Origin of the sequence: Mycobacterium simiae (assembly GCF_010727605.1) — a bacterium.
Lineage (GTDB): Bacteria > Actinomycetota > Actinomycetes > Mycobacteriales > Mycobacteriaceae > Mycobacterium > Mycobacterium simiae.
On sequence record NZ_AP022568.1, the window covers coordinates 1,367,426 to 1,390,346 of the forward strand.

A 22,921-nucleotide genomic window follows, 5' to 3' on the forward strand; every position below is an offset into this window, starting at 1 on the left:
CTAACGCGCAATCAAGGTAGCCGCGTAATCGTCGACGTACCTCGACAACTCGCGTGGTGGGCGCTGGTAGTTGCCGGTCACCACCGGACGTTCGGGCAAGTCGACCTTCGGCTCTTCGACGTCGTAGTACTCGATGCTGGACAGCAGATGATTCATCATGTTCAGACGGGCGTGCTTCTTGATGTCGGATTCGACGACGTACCACGGGCTGGCCGGCGTGTCGGTGTGCACCATCATCTCGTCTTTGGCGCGCGAGTAATCCTCCCACCGGTACACCGATTCCAGGTCCATCGTGGAGAGTTTCCAGCGTCGGACCGGGTCGTTGCGTCGCGCCTTGAAACGCCGTAGCTGCTCGGCCTCGGAAACCGAAAACCAATACTTACGCAGCAGGATCCCGTCATCGATCAACATCTGCTCGAATATCGGGGTCTGTCGCAAGAACAGGGCATGTTCCTGCGGCGTACAGAATCCCATGACTTTCTCGATGCCGGCGCGGTTGTACCACGACCGATCGAACAATACGATTTCGCCCTTAGCGGGTAGATGGGCGATATAGCGCTGGTAATACCACTGGCCGCGCTCCCGCTCGGTGGGCACCGGCAACGCGGCGATGTGGGCGATGCGGGGGCTGAGGTATTCGGTGATCCGTTTGATGGCCCCACCCTTGCCCGCGGCGTCACGGCCTTCGAAAATCACCACGATTCGCGCGCCAGAATGCCGCACCCACTCCTGAAGCTTCACGAATTCCGTTTGCAGCCTGAATAATTCGGCCTCGTAGACGCCATCGGAAATCTTTGGCCCGTTCGATGCGGCCGATTTCTTTTTCTTCACCTTCACCGGCGCGCCGTCGTTAGAGGTGGTCACAGCAACGAATCATATATCCCCCCAGCAATTTTCAATGATTTTCAATGCCAGTAGCTAACGGGACGCATCGAGCAGCTCTTCGAGCGCCTGGGCCAACAGCCCGGGCAGCAGATCGACGTCGCTCATTGCATCGCGGTCGGCGTTGATTCCGAAATACAGCGTGCCGTGATAAGACGTCACGCCGATTGCCAGTATCTGATTGTGCAGCAGCGGCGGCACCGCGTACGTTTCCAGCAGCTTGGCACCGGCGATGTACATCTGCGACTGGGCCCCCGGCGCATTGGTGATCAGCAAGTTGAACGAGCGCGCCGAGAAGCTGGTGGCCACCCGGATCCCCATCGCATGCAGGGTGGGCGGCGCGAAGCCCGACAGCGTGACGATGGTCCGGGCGTCGACCAGGCGGGCGGCCGACGGATTCGATTCGGTGGCGTGGGCGATCTGCGAGAGCCGCACCACGGCGTTGCCTTCCCCGACCGGCAGGTCGACCAGGAACGGGGTGACCTGCCCCATCATCTGGCCCGGCCCGGTCGAGTCATGCTGGCCGTCGGCATAGACCGACAGCGGAGCCATCGCGCGGATGGTGGCGCTGGAGCGCACCGTTTCGCCGCGCGACATCAACCAGTTGCCGAGCGCGCCGGTCACCACGGCCAGCACCACATCGTTGATGTCGCAGTCATACCGAGCCCGTACCGTGCGGTAATCCTCGAGACGCCCGCGGGCCACCGTGAACCGCCGGTGCCGGGAAACTTTGGCGTTGAGCAGGCTGTGCGGGGCGGTGCCGCGCGCGACGGTGCGGGCGATGTCGACGACGCGTTGGCCCGCGTTGAGCAGCTCGCCGTAGTTCGTCGCCAGGCCAGCCACCGCGGAACCCACGGCCTGCAGCTGAGCGCCCGGCAACACCACCCAGTCGGCGAGCGCGCCCAGCAGCAGCCGGGTGGGGCCTGGCTCACGTTCCGGGATCCAGATGTCTTCCGGAAACGGCGGTGGTTGCCGGGTTCGATCGGCGATCACGTGGCCGATCTCCAGCGCGGTCATCCCGTTGATCAGCGCCTGGTGCGACTTGGTGTAAAGCGCGACCCGGTTCTTCGCCAACCCTTCGACCAGGTACATCTCCCACAGCGGTCGGGTCTTGTCCAGGGGCCGGGCGGCAAGCCGGGCGATCAACTCGTGCAGCTGCTCGTCGCTGCCGGGCGAGGGCAGCGCCGAGCGCCGCACGTGGTAGGTGATGTCGAAATCGGCGTCGTCGATCCACACCGGCCGGGCCATGCCGACCTTCACTTCGCGGACCTTCTGGCGGTAGCGAGGTATCTGCGGCAGCCGGCGTTCCACCGTGGCGAGCAGCGTCTCGTAACTGAGTCCGGTGCGGGGCCGCTGCAAGATGGACAGCGATCCGACGTACATCGGGGTCGCGGTGTTCTCCAGCCGGTAGAAGGATGCGTCCGAAGGGGACAACCGGGTCACCATTGCGGGCCTGGCCTCCTCGTCATCCCTCGCGATTCCCGATGTTCCCGCCCACCGTAATCATTCGCCAAGAGGCAACGCGGCGCGGGTACGCGCGATGTCGAATTGTGCGATGATGACCGGCAATTGAAAATCAATTGTCTGTCACTCTCCTGCAGACCGCTTGTTACCGATGAGTTGGAGAGTGTCCTCGTGCCCGTAGATCCTTTCGACGTGGTGCCCGTCGTCGAGTACGAGCCGCCCATGCGGGAGATGTCGCGAATCGCGATCGCGTGTCGCCAATTGCCCCTGCCGCGGCGGCCCGGTCATGGGCCGCGCCGTCCGTACAGCGGGCGCGCCGTCCGGCAACCGGAACAATCGCCGACTCGCTCGGCGGCCATGCGCCAGGCGGCCATGTTCGCCGACGCCGCGCTGCGGCGGGTGCTGGAGGTCATCGACCATCGACGCCCGGCAGCTCAGCTACGTCCGCTGCTGGTGCCCGCCCTGGTCGACTCGGTGCTGGCGATCAGCCGGTCGGCACCCGGACAGCGGGGCGCGGCGGTGCTGCGCCGGATGCGGCTGCAACCGGCGGGACACCCGGATCGCGACACCGCCGCCGAGGTGTTCGGCTGCTACAGCCGCGGAGATCGCACCCATGCCATCGCCGCGCGGGTCGAGGCGCTGCCCACCGGTGGCGCAACACGGTGGCAGGTGGTGGCCCTGCACATCGGTTGACGCGCCGCGCCCCGGCCTAGTGCTGGTTCGCGGTCGTGCCCCGGTGCCGGCGCGGCCAGGGCAGCAGTGCCGGAACCTCGCCGCGGTAGGCGCGGTACTGATCGCCCAGCGACGCGATCAGGTCGTGCTCCTCGAGTTGCAGCGCGATCAGGATGTAACCCGTTGTGGCGACACTGAACAGCAGATGCCCGACCGTCATCGTGGGCGCCGCCCAGAACGCGATCAGGAAGCCCAGCATGAGCGGGTGGCGCACCAGCCGGTACAGGTACCGAACACGAAAGTCCAAGTCGCGGTATGGTTTTCCCTGCCAGGCCAGGTAGACCTGGCGCAAGCCGAACAGGTCGAGGTGGCTGACCATGAAGGACGCGACGAACACGGTGACCCAGCCGATCCCGAACAACACCCACAGCGCCGCCCGCACCGCCGGCAGGTTCACCTCCCAAACGATGGTCGGCAACGTCCGCCACTGCCAGTAGAGCAGCAACAGCGCGGCACTCGAGAGGACCACATAGGTACTGCGTTCGATCGAGGCGGGCACCCATCGCGTCCACCACCGCTTGAACGCGGGCCGCGCCATGGCACTGTGCTGCAGCGCAAAAACACCAAGCAGCACCACATCGATCAACACCGCTTGCCACCCGGGCGCAGAGATCGCGCGATCGACACTGCGGGGCACAAAGATATTGCCCACAAAGCCGATCGCATACACAAACGACACCAGGAACAGCAGATAAGCCACTGCCCCGTAACAGATCGCCAGATATCGACTCATGGCTAGATTCTCCACCGATTTGCCGATTGCGGAATGGGGCAGCTGCCTCAATTTCGGTCCGGAATCGACAAACCTTGTTGCAGCGCATACATGCTGGCGCCGATGCGATTTGAAACGCCGATCTTGGCGTAGGTCCGCTCGACATGGTTGCGCGCCGTCTTCTCACTGATCACTAAAGCCGCTGCGATCTCCTTGTTGGACGCCCCGCGCGCCACCAGGCGCAGCACCTCGACCTCGCGTGGTGTCAGGCCATCCGGACGTGGCTTGGGCCGCTGCGTCGACTGTCCGGCCGCGTGCAGCACCGCTTCGGCGGCGGCCGGATCGAGCTCGCCGGCTCGCACCCGATCGCGCAGGCGCTGCGCCGCCGAGCCGGGAGACAACTCGCAGCGATACGGCCTTGGCTCGCAACCGGATTGGTAACTCACCGCCGCAGCCACAATGCGGTCGGGCAGGCCGAGCGCGGTCTCGCTCAATCCGCGTGGATAACCCGACCCGTCCAGGCATTCGTGGTGATTGCCGGCGATTTCGGCCAGCCGGCCCAGTCCGTGGACCTGGTTGAGAATCCGTACTGTCAGGTAGGGATGCAGGCGTACCCGTTCGAATTCGCCGCCTGTCAACAACCCTGGCTTGGACCAGATTTGGTTCGACACGCCGATGCGGCCCAAATCGTGAACGTGGCCGGCGCGCCGGGTCATATCCACCGCGTCGGGGTCAAGCCCGACCAGCTTTGCCGCAGCGCCGGCGAGCCCGGCCACCGCGCGCGAATGCCCAAGGGTGAATGGGCACTTGAGGTCGACGAAGTCGCCGAACGCCACGAGCAGTGCGTCGAGCGCGTCGTCGTCCAGCCGGTGCTGACGATCGGGGGCCTCACGCAGCGCCGCGGTCCAGGCGTCGCCCGGAGCCGGGCCGGCCAGAATCGCCTCGGCATATCCGGTGAACGTGTCGACGACCGTCGCGTCGAACTGGCCGCCCCGGCGGCTGCGCGCCATGGCGACCGCGCCTTCAACACCGTAGGTGCGGTGGTGCACTTCGACCATCTCGGCGAGTTGAGCTACCCGCATCTGTATCGGGATCTGTTCGCCGTGCGCGCCGGCGGGCAAACCACCCCCGTCGTAGCGTTCGAACGCGAACCCGAGCGCGGCCTGCACGTCCGGGCCCAGACCGATCCGGTCGGCCAGCAGCGCCGCAGAAGTGCAATGTGAGTGAATCAACCGGGACAGCTGACCACGGGCGTTGGCGAACAGGGTCGCCATGGTGGCCAGCCGCTGCGTCAACGGCTGGCCGCGACCGATATTGTCCAGCAGGAACCGCCAGTACGGCAGTCCCGACCAGTCGACCAGATAGGAGTCGTGCCGGACGGCGATGTCGTCGCCGAACCAACGCGCGTATTCATGGGAGTCGGCATGGCAGCCGATCCACATGATCAGCGTGGTGTAGTAGACGCAATCTCGTTGCGCGGCGGTCAGTCCCAGCCGATCAGCGAGCCGGGTCGCGATCATCGCCGCGCGCAGCATGTGCTCGGCGGGTTGGCCCAGACCGAGGTCGATCGCCACCGACAGCGCCGCCAGCAACTCGGCGCGCGTCGGTAACTGTGGCTCCGACATGGAGTTCATTGTGCCCAGCTAATCGCCGCGGCGTCAGCCGATTGCGATAGTGCGTTGCACGGTGCGGTGCCGCGTGGGGTTGAACGCCTCCAAACGTCCGCCCCCGGTCACGAAGAATCCGCGTTGCGGCCCCCAGAAGTCAGTGAGGCGGGCCTGCTCGGGCAGCGGTCGCACCTCACCCAGATCCTCGCCGCGCCAGACCGCGTGCGAACGGGTCACCGCCCAGAATTGCTTGGGCGCGATCATGAATCGCTGACCGTTCGGAACCCGTCCGGCCAACCGGACCCGGCCGGCCCGCAGCATCGGCCCGGCGGCCCGGCCCAGGGTGCCTAACACCAACCGATTGGTCCATGCTCGCGCGGGCAACCGTGAGCCGACTCCGCTCATCAGCCCTGTCGACGCGGTGCAGCCGAGGTCGAGATGCCATTCCAGGACGCCGGCGATCCCGACGTACAGTGACCACGGGGTGGGCCATGCGACGTCGATGGCGCATTGCACCGCGTCTTGCGCGGTGGCCGCGCTGAAATAGCGGGCACAACTGCGTTCCCCGGAGTTGGTCGCATAGAAGGTCCAGACGCCGGCGGCGTCGCGATGCCACACCGAACGGTAGCCAGGGGCGAACGATGCACCGGGTATACAGCGCAGGGCGAGGTAGTGCCCGCTGGCGAAGGGCAGCCCCAAAACCCCGAAGCCGACGAAACGTTCGTCGTCGCCGGCAGGCAGGGTGGGGTTGCGCAAGACCACCGACGCGGCGTCGGCGGGTGTGAGCGAGGTGTTCATGTACCGATGCTGCGCCGCGGCTGCGGAACACCGCATGAGGCTGATGCCTCAATTCGTCGCCATCGGGATCGCGCGCCCGGTGTCCTCTTTTGTGCGCCTATTGTGTTGATAGTCCGCCGTTGCGGCGGAATCATTTTGGCATGGAGCTCGAAGTCATATGACCGCTGAGTTCACCGCACCCCTGGATCTCGCTGGCGAACTCGATGCCTTCTCCGACCTGGTCCGCTGCCGCTACCCAGTGTTCCCGAGTATCACCGCCGACGTTGAGTCACAACAGATTCCGACGACGATACGCGAGCAACCCCTTGGGCAGATGTGGCTCGTCGACGAGGTGATGCCGCCGCAGGCCGGCACCCGCACGGCGCGGCGGGAAACCTCCGCACGCGACGTCGTCGATTTGCAGTACCTGATCGCCGGCCGCATGCACCTTCGCCAGTGCGACGAGATCCTCACCTGCGGCCCCGGCGACCTCATGGTGTGGGACGGCGATTTCGTGGGCACCTATGAGATCACCGAGACGACGCGGACGCAGACGTTGGTACTCCCCCGAGTCCTGGCGGTCGCGCTGCTGCCCGCGCTGCACCGCCCAGGTACCGCGCGGGTGGCGCACGGCCGTCAGCTGGCCGGCGTGAAGTCGCTGTTCGATCTGTTGTCCGTGCTCAGCGATACCGTGACGACATTGACCCCAGATGCCACCGCCAAAGCGACGGCCCTGGTGATCCAGATGGTGGCCGATATTGGCGGCTCACTACCGGCGGGGCTGACCGGCGGACATCTGGGCGACCTGCGTGAACGAGTGCTCTGGTACATCGAGGAAAATCTCCGCGACCCGGAGCTGAGCCCAGCGACAATCGCTGCGGCGCATTATGTTTCGGTGCGCACGCTGTATTACGTGTTGCAGACGCTGGACGTGCCTATCGCCGCGCACATCCGGTCCCGCCGGCTGGCTCGCTGCTACGCCGACCTGCTCAACACCGACGATCCGGTCAGCGATATCGCCAAGCGGTGGGGCTTCGTCAGCCCGCCGCACTTCAGCCGGGTGTTCTCCCGGCACTACGGGATTGCACCCAGCAGCGTGCGCTCCGCGCAGCCTTAACGCTTCTTGACCGACTTCGGCGGCTTGGCCCCGCGCCCCTGCTGTCGTGCGGCGGCGCGGCGCTCACGTCGACTCGCGCCGGCAGGTACTCCGGCCGAAGTCTTCTGCGCCCCGCCACCGTTGCGCTGCACCTCGGCCGAACCATCCTCGGCCGGCCCGGAATACGTCAGCGCGGGCGCGTCGTTCTCGATGCCCTTGGCGCGCAAGGTGCTTGGCGCCGGTTCCCGCGGCGCGGCGGGTGCCGCGCCTGAGCTGTCGTGCTGCTGCTCGGGGGCCGTCGCGCCCAATTCCGTCAACCCCTCCGGAGTTTCCATCGGGCCGACCTGGGGCGGCGGCACCGCCTCCACGGTGACGTTGAATAAGAAGCCGACCGACTCCTCTTTCATGCCGTCGAGCATCGCCATGAACATGTCGTAACCCTCACGCTGGTACTCGACCAGCGGATCACGCTGCGCCATCGCGCGCAATCCGATGCCCTCCTTGAGATAGTCCATCTCGTAGAGGTGTTCGCGCCACTTGCGATCGATCACGTTGAGCAACACGTTGCGTTCCAGTTGCCGCATCGCACCCTCGCCGGCGAGCTCCTCCAGCTCGGCTTCCCTTGCGGCATAGGCACGTTCGGCATCATTGATGAGCGCCTCGAGTAGCTCCTCGCGGGTGAGGTCGTCGCGTTCGGAGTCGTCGTCGTGGTGGGTGAGGCTCTGATGCTCGATCCCGACCGGGTAGAGCGTCTTGAGCGCCGTCCACAACGCGTCCAAGTCCCAATCCTCGGCGTAGCCTTCGGTCGTCGCGCCGTCGACGTAGGCGGTGATGACGTCACGCACCATGTCCAGGGCCTGCTCCTTGAGGTTCTCGCCTTCCAGGATGCGGCGGCGCTCGGCGTAAACCACCTTGCGCTGCTGGTTCATCACCTCGTCGTATTTCAGGACGTTCTTGCGGACCTCGAAGTTCTGCTGCTCGACCTGGGTCTGGGCGCTCTTGATCGCCCGGGTGACCATCTTGGCCTCGATGGGGACGTCGTCGGGCAGGTTGAGCCGGTTGAGCATCGCCTCCAGCGCGGCTCCGTTGAAGCGCCGCATCAGCTCGTCGCCGAGTGACAGGTAGAAGCGCGATTCGCCCGGGTCGCCCTGCCGACCGGAACGCCCGCGCAGCTGGTTGTCGATGCGGCGCGACTCGTGCCGTTCGGTGCCCAGCACATACAGGCCGCCGGCCTCGATCACCTCCGCAGCCTCCGTGGCGGCCTCCTCCTTGACCTTCGGCAACTCCTCGTGCCAGGCCGCTTCGTACTCGTCCGGCGTCTCCACCGGATCCAGCCCGCGCTCACGCAACCGCTGGTCGGTCAGGAAGTCCACGTTGCCGCCCAGCACGATGTCGGTCCCGCGGCCGGCCATGTTGGTGGCCACGGTGACCCCGCCGCGGCGGCCGGCGACGGCGATGATGCCCGCCTCTTGCTCGTGGTACTTGGCGTTGAGCACGTTGTGTGGAATCCGGCGCTTCTGGAACTGCCGGGACAGGTATTCCGAACGCTCGACGCTGGTGGTCCCGATCAACACCGGCTGACCCTTTTCGTAGCGTTCGACGACGTCGTCGACGACCGCGATGTACTTGGCTTCCTCGGTTTTGTAGATGAGGTCGGACTGGTCGGTGCGAATCATCGGCTTATTCGTCGGGATGGGCACCACGCCGAGCTTGTAGATCTCGTGCAGCTCGGCCGCCTCGGTCTGGGCGGTACCGGTCATGCCGGCCAGCTTGTCGTAGAGCCGGAAGTAGTTCTGCAGCGTGATGGTGGCCAACGTTTGGTTCTCGGCCTTGATCTCGACGTGCTCCTTGGCCTCGATGGCCTGGTGCATGCCCTCGTTGTAGCGGCGGCCGATCAGCACGCGGCCGGTGAACTCATCGACAATCAGCACCTCGCCGTCGCGGACGATGTAGTCCTTGTCGCGATGGAACAGCTCCTTGGCCTTCAGCGCGTTGTTGAGGTAACTGACCAGCGGCGAGTTGGCGGCCTCGTAGAGGTTGTCGATGCCGAGCTGGTCCTCGACGAACTCCACACCCTTCTCGTGCACGCCGACGGTGCGCTTACGCAGGTCCACCTCGTAGTGGACGTCCTTTTCCATCAGCGGGGCCAGTCGCGCGAATTCGAGGTACCAGTTGGAGGCGCCGTCGGCGGGCCCGGAGATGATCAGCGGGGTCCGGGCCTCGTCGATCAGGATGGAGTCGACCTCGTCCACGATGGCGAAGTTGTGGCCGCGCTGCACCAGGTCGTCCAGCGAGTGCGCCATGTTGTCGCGCAGGTAGTCGAACCCGAACTCGTTATTGGTGCCGTAGGTGACGTCGGCGTTGTAGGCGACCCGTCGTTCATCGGGGGTCATGTTGGCCAGGATCACTCCGACCTGCAGCCCGAGGAAACGATGCACTCGGCCCATCCATTCGCTGTCGCGTTTGGCCAGGTAGTCGTTGACAGTGACGACATGCACGCCCTTGCCGGCCAGCGCGTTGAGGTAGGCAGGCAACACACAGGTCAGGGTCTTGCCTTCACCGGTCTTCATCTCGGCAACATTGCCCAGGTGCAGGGCCGCGGCACCCATCACCTGAACGTCGAACGGCCGCTGATCCAGCACGCGCCAGGCGGCTTCGCGGGCCACCGCAAACGCCTCGGGCAGCAGGTCATCGAGATCCTCGCCGTCGGTGAGGCGTTTGCGGAACTCGTCGGTCTTGGCCCGCAGCTCGGCGTCGGTGAGCTTTTCGACGTCGTCGGACAAGGTGTTGACATAGTCGGCCACCCGCTTGAGGCGCTTGACCATGCGACCTTCACCGAGGCGCAGCAGCTTTGTCAGCACGGTGTTGTCCCCTTTTGGGATGTTCCCCTGTTTGGTGGGAGTCTTCTCGTATTAAGCGACTCCCATGGTAGGGGACGGTCCCGTGCTGACCGTCGACCCAGCGATCCTCAGGCCAGCCTGATCAGTCCGTAGTCGTAGGCGTGGCGGCGGTAGACCACCGATGGACGCTCGCTCTGCTTGTCGTAGAACAAGAAGAAATCGTGCCCGACGAGTTCCATCTCGTAGAGCGCATCGTCGACCGACATCGGGGTGGCCTGGTGCTCCTTGGTGCGCACCACTCGGCCCGGTTGATGGTCGTCGGCGGCATCATGCTGGTGGGCATCCGCGGTGGTGGAGTCGGCTGCTGCTGTGTCAAAGGCTGTGTCCGGCGGGACCACTGCGGTCGCCTCGGCCAGCGAAACGGGGGTCTTCTCGCCGTAATGCACCTTGCGGCGGTCCTTGCCGCGGCGCAGGCGACTTTCCAAGCGCACCACCGCGGACTCGAGCGCGGCGTAGAAGCTGTCGGCGCACGCCTCGCCCCGGACTACCGGCCCACGGCCCCGCGCGGTGATCTCCACGCGCTGACAGGACTTACGTTGGCGGCGGTTGCGTTCGTGCTTGAGTTCGACGTCGAAGAGGTAGATGGTTTTGTCGAAGCGTTCCAGCCGGGCGAGTTTCTGCGAGACGTACACCCGGAAGTGGTCGGGAATCTCGACGTTACGGCCCTTGAAGACGACCTCGGCGGTGGTGGTCGGTTCCTGGGTGTCCGCGCCGACCGGCGGCTCGTCCAGAAGCTGAGTGGAATCCACGGTAAGTCTTGACATACGTGACAACTCATTTCTCTTTCGCGTCGCACGCGCCAGCGTGCCGGCTGTGTTGAACATGCGCCGACGGGGTTGGGGGTTGGTGTCAGAACAGTCACCACCGCAGGCAGCCCGCCGGTGCTAGGTGTCGAATGCTCACCCCCTCCGCACATGGCGTCTCGGCCTGCAAATCACGGACCCGAGAGTCGGAACCAGTTGAGTTCCGAAGAGTTCTTGAACGTTGTCCTCGACGTTAGCTCGTGTTCGCCTCGCCGTGCCACCGATTTGATGAGTCCGTAGCGAGTTCTTCACACCTTCTTGGCTGTTTCACGGGTTTGCGGCCGATTCGCGGATCAGGCCGCCGCCAGGGCCAGCACGGCGGCCACCGGTACGCCGCCGGCGGTCAGCACCCGCACCGACTCATGCAGGGTGGCACCGGTGGTCACGACGTCGTCAACGAGCAAAACTTCGTTGTGTGGTCGCGGGCCGCGCAGCAGCACCCGGCCCGCGACGTTTCGCTCGCGCGCGGCCGGGTCCAGACCCACCGAGTCACGGCTGAGCGCCTTGAGTCGCAATGCCGGACGGACCGTGACGCCCGGATGGCGGCCCACCGCGGCGGTGGCGACCCGGGAGACAGGGTCGCCGCCGCGCCGGCGCGCGGCGCAGCGCCGCGTCGGCGCGGGCACGACCGTCAGCGGGGTTTCGACGATGCCCCAGGCCAGCAGCCGGTGCACGCCGAGGGCCAGCGCCCGGGCCAGCGGGGTGACGAGGTCCCTACGCCCGTGCTCCTTCATCGCCAAGATCGCCCTCCGTCTGGCACCGCCGTAGCGCCCGAGGGCGAACACCGGCACCCCCGGGTCGATGCGTGGTGTGATCAGATGCGGTTCGTCCGGCTTGACCACGAACTGCCGAGCACAGGCGTCGCACCAGGGCGTCGCCGGCATCCCGCAACCGCCGCATTCCAGCGGCAGGATCAAGTCGAGCACACCGCAAGTGTGGCGGCCGGTGCCGACAAAACCGGCTGTCAGCCGGCCAGTTGCCGCACGATGTCGATGGCCGGACCGGTCCGCGCGTGGCGGTACGCCGTACCCGCCCACATGCCGACAGCCTGCGGATCACCCAGCTTGACCGCCGCGGCCTGGATCGGGCCGGTGATCATGGCGACCTGGGGAAACCCGAAAATTGCGTGCGCGTCGTGCCTGTCGACGAATCGGTTGCGCAATGCGCGCCCATACCGGCCGGTGAAGGCTCGCGTGAGCACGGTTTGGCTGAACTGCGGATCGCGTAACGCCGCGCGGTGCACCGGGTTGGTCCCGGCTTCATCAGCTAGCAGGAACGCCGTGCCGACCTGGACCGCGGCGGCTCCCGCAGCGCGCATCCGCCGCACGGCCGCCGCGGTTGTCAGGCCCCCCGCCGCGATGATGGGACAGTCGAAGCATGCGGCCAGGGCCGATACCAGATCGTCGAGCGGTTCGCCCGGCGGCGTAGCGCGCGCGTCGAAGGTGGCTCGGTGACCGCCCGCGTCGGGGCCCTGCGCAATGACTCCGTCCGCACCGAAACTGACCGCGAGGACCGCTTCGTGCACGGTGGTTACCGTGGCCAGCGTCAAAATGCCGGCGTCGCCGAGCCGCCGATACTCCGACTCGTTCGGTGACCCGAACGTGAAGGAAACCACTTCTGGACGCAGATCGCACAGCACCTCGAGCTTGGACTCCCACTCATCGTCATCGCCACGCGGTTCACCCAGCGCTACACCGTAGAAGTCGGCGTCGTCCTCGAGCGCCGCGGCGAACGCGCCCAGCTCCTCGACGGTGGCTCCGGACCGTTGCGGGACAAAGAGATTCACCCCGATAGGACCGGAGGTCAGCCGTCGCGCAGCGAGGATCGAGTCGGCCATTTCCTCGGCGGACTGCAGCCCTGCGGCCAGAAAGCCCAAACCACCACCTTCGGATATGGCAGCTGCCAGCGACGGTGTCGACGGCCCACCCGCCATCGGCGCACCAAGCACCCGAACACTTAAATCTGCCAACGCAAATCGGTCAAACATTATTAACTCCCCCCGGTACTCACCTGCCGTAGCTGACTCAGTGCATGACCGTCGACGATGACGATGCCGCGCCGCTCTAGACGAATCCAGCCGTTGGCCTCGAATCCGCGCAGCGTTGCCGCGACTCTTTCCGGATCCACCCCGGCCAGGTGCGCGAAATCCTCGAGCGAGAGGTCATTCTCCACCCGCACCACCTCGCCGTCCTGGTGGCCGAATCGTTGTTTGAGCAGCAACAATCGGCTCGCAACCCGACCCTGCTCGTCGGCGAAGACCAAGTCGCTCAACGAGTTCGTCATCGCCTTGACCCATCGCGCGAACAGACGCAGCAGTTGCTCGCAGACCTCCGGGCGCTCCCTCATCCACATCGAGAGCCGTTCGCGGGTTATCGAGACCGCCACCACGTCGGTGAGAGTGGTCATTGTCATGTCTTGTCGCCCAGCGTCGAAAAGTGTTAAAGTGCCGAAGATTTCCGCCGGACCAAGCAGCATCAGCACGATTTCGCGGTCCGCGTATCGCTGGTAAGACACCTTGACTTTGCCGGAGACGACCAGGTACAGGCATCCGCCGATGGCGCTATGCGCGCCCATAACCCTTCCGGGTCCGAAGCGCTCGGGCACCAACTCCTCGGACAAGGCCGTCACAATCTCGGGCCTTGTCCTGCTGAATATTCCGCAGCCGATCAACGCCCGGTGCACATCGGTGTACTGCGACGACAGCGCCGAAATACCCGCGTCGGGCAGGACTTCTGGCACGGCTTCGGGCACGGCCGATACGGTGGCAGGCGGAGCAGTATCGTTGCGTGGCTTCTTGTCGAACGTCAGGCCGTCGGAACCCGTCGTCTCCCACCACAGCACAGCCACCACCAACAAAATGGGGGTAAGGGCGACCGCCGTGGGACTTGCCACAACGATAATGCTATGTGGGCCAAGGTAAGACGCCTATCCACAGCGCGCCGCAGGCTGGACAGTTTACGTACCGAACGGACGATTCGTACCGTCCTATGAGTTGCGACCCAGCGTCTCCGAGGCCACCTCGTGGGAGCTGGCCGCGCGCAACCCGGGGAAGTCGTCCACAGACCGCGCCGAGGCCCACGCGCCCTCGCTTACCGTCACCGCCTCAGCGTCCTGATGTGTGGTCGCTCTTCGACAGTGAGTCGATGAAACGTCCTGCGCCGCAACGTCTCAGTTGGTGTCTCGCGGTAGCGCGCGGAGTGCGCCGCGGCGAAGCGACCGAGGTTGGTGAAGCCCCACCGGTATGCGATTGAAGCAACCGTCACCGTCGATGGGTCCGCGCTGAGCAGTGCCTGATGCGCGCGCCGCAGTCGGACCTCACGCAGATACGCCATTGGCGATGTTTTCAGGTGGCGCTGAAATCCTTGCTGGAGAGTCCGGACGCTGATGTGACTGCGCGCGGCGATCGAAGACAGCGTCAGAGGCAGGTGTGCCTCCTCTTCGATGATCTCGATCGCGGCGCGAATCGCGCGAGGCGCAATCATCCTGGCGTCCTGGGCCAGCGCGTCGCGGTGGCGATGTTCGGCGGCTAGGAGGAACCCGCGCACCAGGCTGTCGACGAACGGCAATCCGACGAGTGGCTGATTCAGCAGGCTATCCGGCCGAAAGACTTGATCCTTGAACAGCGCCACCATGTTGATCCAGGTCCGGGTCATCGGGGTATTGGATGGCAGCACTGGCACAAAGTCCGGCGCGGACATCACCTGCCAGCCCAATGCGTCGCTGAGTGCGTCGTCGACGGCAGAGCGTGCGATTTTGAAGGAGATGAATCTGCTGTCGGCGCTCCATCGCGCCGCGCATTGCCCCTCGGGCGGGAACACGGCGGTCATCCCGGGCAGCACCGCGAACGACAGGCCGCGGTAGGAGCCCTCGATGCGGCCCGCCCGCGCCATCACGATGCGGTAGCTACCGCACACATCGTTGGCATCCACGGCAAACTCGGAACCTGCAGCCACATCGGTCACCGTCACGGCACCGACCCGAGCCAATCGACGGGTCATCGCGAACTCGTCGGGATCGGTCAGCAGATCCATGTGCAGCCGGCCGCAGCAGACCACGGCGAAGTCCTCGAACGCATTCGTCTGCATCCACTGATGGACACCCGAAATGTCCGCTGCCGCTGATCCACTCACCCGGTCGCCTTCCTACCCGACATCCAACGCATCGGGCCCCGTTCACGCCTCCCACACCAACAAGCTAATGTTGCGCAGTTTGTCCTGGCCATCGCGCCTACTGGCTGTGCGCAATCCGGCCAAACGCCCGCGTATTTAGGCTAGCCGCAGCATGAACTCATCTCTACGGTCTAGCCTGGCGCTCGTGTCGAGCGAACCCAACATCGAGACCGGAAGTGTGCCTATGGTCCGCGCTGAACCCGTTCTTACTCAGCGCTTTTCGGACCGCCAGCTTGCTGCCTTGAGCACTCAGCTAACTGGTGACATCGTCGATTGTCGACATCGGGACTATACGGATGCGCGCCGCATCTGGAACGCAATGATCGATCGCTACCCCGCGTTGATCGTCCGGTGCCAGACCGATGACGACGTCGCCGCCGCGATCGCGTTTGCTCGCGAGCACGGCGTTGCGCTCACCGTCAAGGGCGGCGGACACAGCGTTGCTGGGCATTCCATGATCGACGATGGAGTCGTGATCGACCTCGGCCGGATGGGCAACGTGGCCGTCGACCCCGAGGCCAGAACCGTACGGGTCGGCCCCGGCTGCCTGCTCGCCGACCTGGACCGGGCGACGCAGGTACACGGCCTTGCCACGCCAGCCGGGGTCATGTCGCAAACGGGTGTGGCCGGTCTCGCGCTCGGTGGCGGTGTCGGCTGGCTGTCCCGTAAGCACGGGCTGACCTGCGACAGCCTGTTGTCGGCCCGAGTCGTGCTGGCCGACGGCAGCATGGTCACCGCCAGCGCCGACGACAACCCTGATCTGCATTGGGGCCTGCGCGGAGCGGGCACCAACTTCGGCGTCGTCACCGACTTCGTGTTCGCGACACATCCTGTCGCCCACCATATTCCGGTAGGAATCGCGATGTATCGCCTGAAGGACGCGGCCGACGCGATCGCACATTACGACCACACGATGCGCCACGCTCCAGACGACCTCAAGGTGACCCTTTATCTGCGACGCGCGTTCACCGAGCCCGGAGTGCCCGACGACTTGGTCAACGCGCCGGTGTGCGTGCTGGTCAGCGTGTGGACCGGCGATGTCGCCGACGCCGACGCCGTCAATCAGGATCTATGGAGCGCCGCGCCGCCGGTGTTCACCGGACTATCGGCGATGCCGTTCCTCGAGCTGCAATCGCTCAACGACGAGCTACTCGGTGCCGGCGCATGCAACTACACCAAGGGTAGCTATCTTGGCGAACTGACCGGCGACTGCATCGCGGCGCTGATCGAGTCAGCGCGGCGGCTGCCCGCAGGGATCTCGGCACTCGAGCTTGCTTATCAGCATGGCGCCCAAGACTGGCTGGCCGAAGACGACACCGCGTTTCCGGATCGCAACGCCGACCATTTCCTCAACATCATCACCCGATGGCAGCCGGGCGACGAGGGCCAGCCCCACATTGATTGGGCGCGAGAGACTTTCGCGGCTACCTCCGCCTGGCACAGCGGCGGCATCTACACAAATTTCCTGGCTCATGACGACGACAGCCGGGTGCGTGACGCCTATCGCAACGGCAAGTACGAGCGATTGGCGACCCTCAAGGCCAAGTACGACCCTGACAATGTCTTCAACAGCAACCCGAACATTCCGCCCGCCAATGTTATTGGGCGGCAGTTCTGACATGCACATCGGCCCGGTTCCGGACGACCCGTCGGAATGGAAAGCAGTAGCGTCCCAACAGCTTCCGTTACCGTTATTCGAGACCCACTTTGCCTTGGGCCGGGCCCGCGCGGTCATGGCCGCAACCAGGCTGGGCGTGTTCGAGTCGTTGGCCAATGGCGCCGCCACGGTCACCGAGGTCGCAGATCGATGCGGAACCGACGCGACCGCAACCCAACAACTGCTGCTGGCGCTGGCCGGGTCGGGGTACCTGCTTTACCGCGAGGGCCGCTTCGCGTTGACGCCATCCGCGCGCACCTGGCTGCTCGCGGACAGCCCCTCGTCGATCGTCGACGTGGTGCTGTTCGCCTACGACGAATGGGAGCTTATGGCCCATGTCGAAGACTATGTGCGCACCGGAATTCCGCTCGAATTGCACCAGACCATGACGGGTACCCAGTGGGCGCAGTACCTGCGGTCCATGCGGTCGCTGGCCCGCCTGACGGCCCACGAGGTCGCCGAGGTTCTCCCGATGCCCGATGGGGCCACCGACATGATCGACGTCGGTGATTCACGTGGGCATTACTCGGTTGCACTGTGCCGGCGTTATCCTCGGTTGCGGTCGCTGGTGCTGGGAGCACCCAAGGTCGGCGGGCCCGTGCTACCGCCGGCGGCCGGGGAGTTGGACGATCGCATCGTGCACCTCGAGGCCGACGCACTGCTACACGATTTCGGGGTCGATCGCTGCGACCTGGTGCTGCTCTGCGACCTTGGCCGGCACTTCAGCGCAACGGAGAACACCCAGCTGTTCCGCCGGTTGGGACGCACGCTGCGGCCGCGCGGCGTGTTCGCGGTGATTGAGCCGGCGCGGCCGGAAAAAGGGCATCACACAAGCCAATTCGCCGCGCTCAACGAGCTGTACTTCGGGACTCTCAGTCACTGCCCAACCCGGACGCCGAGCGATACCGCCGGACTGCTGCGCGATGCCGGGCTGCAACCGGCGGCCAGGCCGATCACGCTGAGCGGTGGCGAGGTCGCCGTGCATATCGCGACGAAAGGCTCAGCCCGGTAACACCGGAGCGGCGCTGGTCACCGTCAATCCCGGTACCTCCGACCAGCTTTGCTGGCTTTCCGGGGCGGACGCCGAATATTGCAGCACGCCTTGCGGTGCGGCCACGTAGATGGTCGACGGGTTGGCGGCGATCGCCGTCAGCGGGATCTGCAGGCCGTGGGCCGGCGCGTCGGAGTTCACCCCGTCGAGGTTGACGTAAGACACCGGATGCGCAATGTCGTTGCGCGTCACCACGATGTCGTCACCGGTTCGCCAGTACAGGGACACCACGGTGTTGCCCAGGCCGAAACCCAACCGGCGGGGGTAGGTCAGCGCATACTGCCCCGCCTGGGTCTGCTCCACGCCGGCGAGGATGACCTCGCCGCCGATCACCATCGCCGCCCGGGTGCCGTCGCGGGAGAGCTGCAGGTCGGTGATCGGTCCCGGGAATTTACTTGCCACCGCCCCGGAATCCACGGGCAGCCGGGCAGGCTGCCCGGATGCCGGTTCCTGAATGGCACGCAGCACGTTGTTGCCGTCCACCACTACCCAGACCGCGTCGTCTAGGGCCCAGCTCGGACGCGTCAGGCTGTGTCCGTCGGCGGATTGCACCGCCTCGCCGCCGAGATCACCGATCCACAGCGACTCCGCCATGTCGGGGGCGCCGCGGTGCAGGGTCACCACCGATGCCACCTGCCGCCCGCTGCGCGATAGCGCGGCCAGCGTCTGGTCTCCCATCCGGCCGAAGGCACCGGGTACCGTACTGGCCCGTTGCCCGTCCAAACCCACCAGCGACCCGTTAACCAGCGCATGCAGCCCGGCACCGGCACCGTCGGCCACGCCGGGGTCGGTGGCCGCGACGTCGGAAGTGGTCCAGCCCTCGGCGAATCGGTCATCCAGCGGCGCCCCGTCGGCGTTGATCACGTATGGGCCGCGGATGTCGGCTCGGGCCAGCGTCCAAATGATTTGCGCGGCAAGCAATTGCCTGCTGTGCGGATCGGTGGTCGACAGCTTCTGCAGATCGATGCGCGCGCCGCCGTAACCGCGCCCGACCCCGCTCTTGCCGCCGTCGGCGCGGGTCACCGGCCCACGCAGCCGCAGCGGCGGCGCGAGCAGGTTACGCACGGTGTGCGCCATCTCCGGCCGCGGCCCGGCCAGCAGCTTCGAGATCAGTTCGGTGGCCAACTGGTCGTGATCGGCGACCGCGACATAGCGCGGATCGGGCACTACCGTCTTGCCGGTCGGGTCGGCGAAGTACAGGGTGTTGCGCTTGTAGGTCGCCTGGAACTGTTGCCAGTCCAGGAACACGCCGTTGGGCAGTTTGTCGATTCGCCAGCCGCCGGGCGTCTTGACCAACTCGATCGGGCCGGGGTCCGGCAGCACACCCTCGGCTGTCTCGAAAACCCCGACGTCGGACAGCGAACCCAGGATGTCGGCCCGCATGGTCGCCGAAACCCGTTCGGCACCACGGGTTTCGACGAACACTACATGGTCGATCAGCAGTGAGCTACCGGCATCGTCCCACGAGTTGGAGGCCGACTGGGTGAGAAACTGCCGCGCCGCCAGATGCCGGTTGGCGGGATCGGCCGTGGCTTTGAGGAATTCGCGCAGCAACACGTCGGGATCCATGCCGGGGGTCGGTTTCGGCAGATTCGACGGGGCGGGCCGCTCGACGGTGCCGATCGCTTGGGGGGCCGACGTACTCGGCACGCCGGCACAACCCCCCAGCGGCATGGCGAGCAGCACCGCGAGCAACGCGATGAGAAGCTTCCGCCCGACGACGATGCGGGCCGAAACGGCCCGCTGAGAAGCCGGGCAATCCAGCTTCCGCCCGACGACGATGCGGGCCGAAACGGCCCGCTGAGAAGCCGGGCAATCCAGTGTCCGCATCACCCGCTCCGCTCGGCGTGTTCGCGCGGGCGCGGACGCTCCTTGCCCGTCGGCGGACCGGGCGCGTCGGCCGCCGCGGCCGGCTGCGGAATCGGTTTCATCGGCAACGGGCTGGTGGTGACCTTGTGACCACGAACCAGTGGCAGCGTCAGCCGGAAACAGGCGCCCTGACCGGGTTCGCCCCACGCCTCCAGCCGGCCCTGGTGCAATCGCGCATCCTCCACGCTGATCGCCAAGCCCAGCCCGGTGCCGCCGGAGCGGCGCACCCGCGACGGGTCCGACCGCCAAAACCGGCTGAACACCAGCTTTTCCTCGCCGGGCCGCAACCCCACTCCGAAATCGCGCACCGTGACGGCGACGGTGTCCTCGTCGGCGCCCATCCGGATGCGCACCGGCTTGTGCTCGGCATGGTCAATGGCATTGGCGATCAGGTTGCGCAGGATCCGTTCCACCCGCCGCGGATCGACCTCGGCGATCACCTCTTCGGCGGGCATGTCGACGAGCAGCTCGATCCCGGCGTCTTCGGCCAGGTGACCGACGTTGCTCAGCGCGCTTTGCACCGTGGTACGCAAATCGACTGCTTCCACAGACAATTCGGCGACGCCAGCGTCGTGCCGGGAAATTTCCAGCAGATCGTTGAGCAGCGTCTCGAACCGATCCAACTCGTTGACCATCAGCTCGGTCGAGCGTTGCAGCGTCGGGTCGAGGTCCTCACTGTGGTCGTAGATCAGGTCGGCGGCCATCCGCACGGTGGTCAGCGGGGTCCGCAGCTCATGGCTGACGTCGGAGGTAAACCGGCGCTGTAGGTTGCCGAACTCCTCGAGCTGGGTGATCTGGCGGGACAGGCTCTCGGCCATATCGTTGAACGACACCGCCAGCCGGGCCATGTCGTCCTCGCCGCGCACCGGCATGCGTTCGGACAGGTGCCCCTCGGCGAACCGCTCCGCGATGCGCGACGCCGACCGCACCGGCACCACCACCTGGCGGGAGACCAGCAGCGCGATGCCGGCCAACAACACCAGCAACACCGTGCCGCCGGTGATCATCGTGCCGCGCACCAGCATGATGGTTGCCTGCTCGCTGGCCAACGGGAAGATGAGGTACAGCTCCAGATTCGCGACCTGCGACGAAGCCGGCGTGCCGACGATTAGCGCCGGCCCCGAGAAACCCTCGGTGTGCACCGTCGCGTACTGGTAGGCCGCCTGCCCCGCCTTGACGAACCCCCGCAGCGCGGCAGGCACCTGATCCACCGGTCCGGCCGCGGTCGCCGCGCGCGGACCGTCGCCCGGCACCATTAGAACCACGTCGAACGCCCCGGCCAGGCCGGGACCCGAGGTGGGATCTGTTTTCGACGTCAGGGTGTTGCGAGCCAGCTGGAGGCTGCTGTCCAGCGATCGGCTCTCCTCGCCGTTGACAATGCCGCCGACCGTGGTGCGGGCGCGTTCGATCTGCTCGATACCCGCCTTGACCTTGACGTCAAGCACACGATTGGTGACCTGGCTGGTCAGCACGAAGCCCAGCGCCAGGATCACCGCCAGCGACAGGCCCAACGTCAGCGCTACCACCCGCAGTTGCAATGATCTGCGCCAGGCAACGCCGACGGCCCGGCTCAGCGCACTCATGCCCCGCGTCACGGGACCCGTGCGACCCCAGCGATGACCGTGAATACGTCGCCGCGAGCCCCACCACATCAATGCCGCAACTCCTCAGCACCGCTGCGTCCTGCATCCTCGCCGGCGATCAATAGCGCTCCCGGATCACGGAGGTCCGGCCTTGTATCCCACTCCTCGAACGGTCAACACCACGGTCGGGTTCTCCGGGTCCTTTTCGACCTTGGCCCGCAGGCGCTGGACGTGCACGTTCACCAAGCGAGTGTCCGCTGGGTGACGGTATCCCCACACCTGTTCGAGCAGCACATCTCGAGTAAACACCTGGCGTGGTTTACGCGCCAACGCGACCAACAGGTCGAACTCCAGCGGCGTCAGCGAGATCTGCTCGCCGTTGCGGGTGACCTTGTGGGCTGGCACATCGATCTCGACGTCGGCGATCGAGAGCATCTCGGCCGGCTCGTCGTCGTTGCGCCGCAGCCGTGCCCGCACCCGGGCCACCAGCTCCTTCGGCTTGAACGGCTTCATGATGTAGTCGTCGGCGCCCGACTCCAGGCCCAGCACCACGTCCACAGTGTCGGTCTTGGCCGTCAGCATGACGATCGGAACGCCGGAGTCGGCGCGTAGCACGCGGCACACGTCGATGCCGTTCATGCCGGGCAGCATCAGGTCCAGCAACACCAGGTCGGGCCGCAGTTCGCGCACGGCGGTCAGAGCCTGCGTGCCATCGCCGATGACCGCAGTGTCGAAGCCCTCCCCGCGCAGAACGATGGTCAGCATCTCCGCGAGCGAAGCGTCGTCGTCGACGACCAAAATCCTTTGCCTCATGGAGTCCATGGTGTCACCCGATCGGGACAAAACTCGGGCGCCACACGGGCGTTTCTTCTCCAATAAGGCCGGATCGTGACAAATTTGTGCTATTCGGCCATCAAATCGCTAGCCAACCGGGCGGGATCGACGTCTTCTCCGACAACCAACCAGCGCCCGCCCCACCCTGCCGATGCCAGCCCGGCGTACACGGCACCGGTGCGCTGCTGCAACCCGTCGTCGCGTTCATAGCTGTCCCGCGGGCGACCCGGATCGGACTCGGCGCGGCCTCGGGCCCGCCGGCCGGCCAGTTCCGCGGAGACCCCGAGTAGCACCTGGACCTCGGGAGCGGGCAGTCCGAGCCGCTCGAACTCCAGGGCATATACCCAGGCCGCCGCGTCCCCGGCCGCATCCTGGTGTAGGCGCGCGGCGCTGTAGGCGGCGTTCGAGGCGACGTAGCGGTCCAGAATCAGCACGTCATGGCCGCGGCGCAGGGCTTGGAGGTCGTCGAGGGCGGCGGCGCGGTCCAGCGCGAAGAGCATCGCCATCGCGTAGACCGACGACGCCAGGTCCCCGTGCTCGCCGTGCAGCGCCTCGGCCGCGATGTCGGCGGTGATCGACTGGCCGTACCGCGGGAAGGCCATACACGCCACCGACTTGCCGGCGGCCTCGAACGCCAGCCGCAACCCCTCGGTCAGCGTCCGCTTGCCCGAGCCGTCGACGCCCTCGATCGCGATCAGCACGGCGCGCCTTCCGACGATGCAGGCCGCAACGGCCTGAGCAGGACGGCGACCATCAGCGGGAGCCTAGCCCGCGACCACGCTGCG

The 22,921-nt window shown here is 66.0% G+C and carries 19 protein-coding genes; 4 read left to right on the top strand and 15 right to left on the bottom strand.

Going from position 1 to position 22,921, the window contains the following annotated elements:
• Both ppk2 and G6N33_RS27170 read right to left on the bottom strand, forming a co-directional pair.
• Positions 1-864, bottom strand: a complete 864-nt coding sequence (ppk2, locus tag G6N33_RS06280) for a polyphosphate kinase 2 (RefSeq protein ID WP_044510081.1) — start codon at positions 862-864, stop codon at positions 1-3.
• A 54-nt stretch (positions 865-918) separates the two neighbouring features.
• Positions 919-2,328 (bottom strand): WS/DGAT/MGAT family O-acyltransferase, encoded by a 1,410-nt coding sequence (locus tag G6N33_RS27170; RefSeq protein ID WP_044510080.1) that lies wholly within the window; start codon positions 2,326-2,328, stop codon positions 919-921.
• 213 nt (positions 2,329-2,541) lie between these two features.
• Here G6N33_RS27170 and G6N33_RS06295 point away from each other — a divergent pair, with 213 nt between their 5' ends.
• Positions 2,542-3,039, top strand: coding sequence for an Rv3235 family protein (locus tag G6N33_RS06295; RefSeq protein WP_044512925.1), 498 nt, complete (start codon positions 2,542-2,544; stop codon positions 3,037-3,039).
• Between the two features lie 16 nt (positions 3,040-3,055).
• On the opposite strand, the gene mddA is transcribed toward G6N33_RS06295, so the two are convergent.
• Genes mddA through G6N33_RS06310 form a run of 3 tightly spaced genes read right to left on the bottom strand, consistent with a single transcriptional unit; the run spans position 3,056 to position 6,195 of the window.
• Positions 3,056-3,811: a methanethiol S-methyltransferase gene (gene mddA, locus G6N33_RS06300; protein WP_044510079.1), complete on the bottom strand. Its 756-nt coding sequence runs from the start codon at positions 3,809-3,811 to the stop codon at positions 3,056-3,058.
• Positions 3,812-3,858: 47 nt separating this feature from the next.
• Positions 3,859-5,415 (bottom strand): HD domain-containing phosphohydrolase, encoded by a 1,557-nt coding sequence (locus G6N33_RS06305; protein ID WP_044512924.1) that lies wholly within the window; start codon positions 5,413-5,415, stop codon positions 3,859-3,861.
• Between the two features lie 33 nt (positions 5,416-5,448).
• Positions 5,449-6,195 (bottom strand): hypothetical protein, encoded by a 747-nt coding sequence (locus tag G6N33_RS06310; protein WP_044510078.1) that lies wholly within the window; start codon positions 6,193-6,195, stop codon positions 5,449-5,451.
• Positions 6,196-6,352: 157 nt separating this feature from the next.
• Here G6N33_RS06310 and G6N33_RS06315 point away from each other — a divergent pair, with 157 nt between their 5' ends.
• On the top strand, positions 6,353-7,291 hold the full coding sequence (locus G6N33_RS06315; protein WP_049919188.1) for a helix-turn-helix domain-containing protein: 939 nt from the start codon (positions 6,353-6,355) through the stop codon (positions 7,289-7,291).
• Here the strand turns inward: G6N33_RS06315 and secA are convergent.
• From secA to G6N33_RS06345, 6 genes are all read right to left on the bottom strand, one after another.
• A complete protein-coding gene (gene secA / locus G6N33_RS06320) occupies positions 7,288-10,131 on the bottom strand; it encodes a preprotein translocase subunit SecA (RefSeq protein ID WP_044510077.1) in 2,844 nt (947 codons plus the stop codon). The two genes, G6N33_RS06315 and secA, sit on opposite strands and share 4 nt — an antisense overlap.
• 107 nt (positions 10,132-10,238) lie before the next feature.
• On the bottom strand, positions 10,239-10,919 hold the full coding sequence (gene hpf, locus G6N33_RS06325; protein ID WP_408632788.1) for a ribosome hibernation-promoting factor, HPF/YfiA family: 681 nt from the start codon (positions 10,917-10,919) through the stop codon (positions 10,239-10,241).
• A 347-nt stretch (positions 10,920-11,266) separates the two neighbouring features.
• Complete coding sequence (locus G6N33_RS06330) at positions 11,267-11,899, bottom strand: ComF family protein (RefSeq protein WP_101528478.1); 633 nt, start codon at positions 11,897-11,899, stop codon at positions 11,267-11,269.
• A gap of 38 nt (positions 11,900-11,937) precedes the next feature.
• A complete protein-coding gene (locus tag G6N33_RS06335; RefSeq protein ID WP_179962666.1) occupies positions 11,938-12,960 on the bottom strand; it encodes a nitronate monooxygenase in 1,023 nt (340 codons plus the stop codon).
• 2 nt (positions 12,961-12,962) lie between these two features.
• Positions 12,963-13,865, bottom strand: coding sequence for a Crp/Fnr family transcriptional regulator (locus tag G6N33_RS06340; RefSeq protein ID WP_049919186.1), 903 nt, complete (start codon positions 13,863-13,865; stop codon positions 12,963-12,965).
• A gap of 203 nt (positions 13,866-14,068) precedes the next feature.
• On the bottom strand, positions 14,069-15,103 hold the full coding sequence (locus G6N33_RS06345; RefSeq protein WP_155945935.1) for an AraC family transcriptional regulator: 1,035 nt from the start codon (positions 15,101-15,103) through the stop codon (positions 14,069-14,071).
• Positions 15,104-15,461: 358 nt separating this feature from the next.
• Between G6N33_RS06345 and G6N33_RS06350 the strand changes: the two genes are divergently transcribed.
• Both G6N33_RS06350 and G6N33_RS06355 read left to right on the top strand, forming a co-directional pair.
• Positions 15,462-16,760: an FAD-binding oxidoreductase gene (locus tag G6N33_RS06350; RefSeq protein WP_049919183.1), complete on the top strand. Its 1,299-nt coding sequence runs from the start codon at positions 15,462-15,464 to the stop codon at positions 16,758-16,760.
• Between the two features lies 1 nt (position 16,761).
• Entirely contained in the window at positions 16,762-17,811 is a 1,050-nt protein-coding gene (locus G6N33_RS06355) for a methyltransferase family protein (RefSeq protein WP_044510072.1), read from the top strand.
• Here the strand turns inward: G6N33_RS06355 and lpqB are convergent.
• The 4 genes from lpqB to G6N33_RS06375 all read right to left on the bottom strand — a co-directional run bounded on the left by lpqB (position 17,800) and on the right by G6N33_RS06375 (position 22,837).
• A complete protein-coding gene (gene lpqB, locus G6N33_RS06360) occupies positions 17,800-19,524 on the bottom strand; it encodes an MtrAB system accessory lipoprotein LpqB (protein ID WP_044512916.1) in 1,725 nt (574 codons plus the stop codon). The two genes, G6N33_RS06355 and lpqB, sit on opposite strands and share 12 nt — an antisense overlap.
• A gap of 155 nt (positions 19,525-19,679) precedes the next feature.
• Positions 19,680-21,371 (bottom strand): MtrAB system histidine kinase MtrB, encoded by a 1,692-nt coding sequence (mtrB, locus tag G6N33_RS06365; protein ID WP_044510071.1) that lies wholly within the window; start codon positions 21,369-21,371, stop codon positions 19,680-19,682.
• A 66-nt stretch (positions 21,372-21,437) separates the two neighbouring features.
• Positions 21,438-22,124, bottom strand: a complete 687-nt coding sequence (gene mtrA, locus G6N33_RS06370; protein ID WP_007168097.1) for a two-component system response regulator MtrA — start codon at positions 22,122-22,124, stop codon at positions 21,438-21,440.
• An 80-nt stretch (positions 22,125-22,204) separates the two neighbouring features.
• Positions 22,205-22,837, bottom strand: coding sequence for a dTMP kinase (locus G6N33_RS06375; protein ID WP_044510070.1), 633 nt, complete (start codon positions 22,835-22,837; stop codon positions 22,205-22,207).
• Positions 22,838-22,921: the final 84 nt, after the last annotated feature.

Coding starts and splice junctions, on each gene's coding strand:
- G6N33_RS06315 (WP_049919188.1), top strand. CDS start 6,353: ATGACCGCTGAGTTCACCGCACCCCTGGATCTCGCTGGCGAACTCGAT.
- G6N33_RS06355 (WP_044510072.1), top strand. CDS start 16,762: ATGCACATCGGCCCGGTTCCGGACGACCCGTCGGAATGGAAAGCAGTA.
- G6N33_RS06350 (WP_049919183.1), top strand. CDS start 15,462: ATGATCGATCGCTACCCCGCGTTGATCGTCCGGTGCCAGACCGATGAC.
- lpqB (WP_044512916.1), bottom strand. CDS start 19,524: ATGCCGCTGGGGGGTTGTGCCGGCGTGCCGAGTACGTCGGCCCCCCAA.
- G6N33_RS06305 (WP_044512924.1), bottom strand. CDS start 5,415: ATGTCGGAGCCACAGTTACCGACGCGCGCCGAGTTGCTGGCGGCGCTG.
- mtrA (WP_007168097.1), bottom strand. CDS start 22,124: ATGGACTCCATGAGGCAAAGGATTTTGGTCGTCGACGACGACGCTTCG.
- G6N33_RS27170 (WP_044510080.1), bottom strand. CDS start 2,328: ATGGTGACCCGGTTGTCCCCTTCGGACGCATCCTTCTACCGGCTGGAG.
- mddA (WP_044510079.1), bottom strand. CDS start 3,811: ATGAGTCGATATCTGGCGATCTGTTACGGGGCAGTGGCTTATCTGCTG.
- G6N33_RS06310 (WP_044510078.1), bottom strand. CDS start 6,195: ATGAACACCTCGCTCACACCCGCCGACGCCGCGTCGGTGGTCTTGCGC.
- mtrB (WP_044510071.1), bottom strand. CDS start 21,371: ATGTGGTGGGGCTCGCGGCGACGTATTCACGGTCATCGCTGGGGTCGC.
- G6N33_RS06335 (WP_179962666.1), bottom strand. CDS start 12,960: ATGTTTGACCGATTTGCGTTGGCAGATTTAAGTGTTCGGGTGCTTGGT.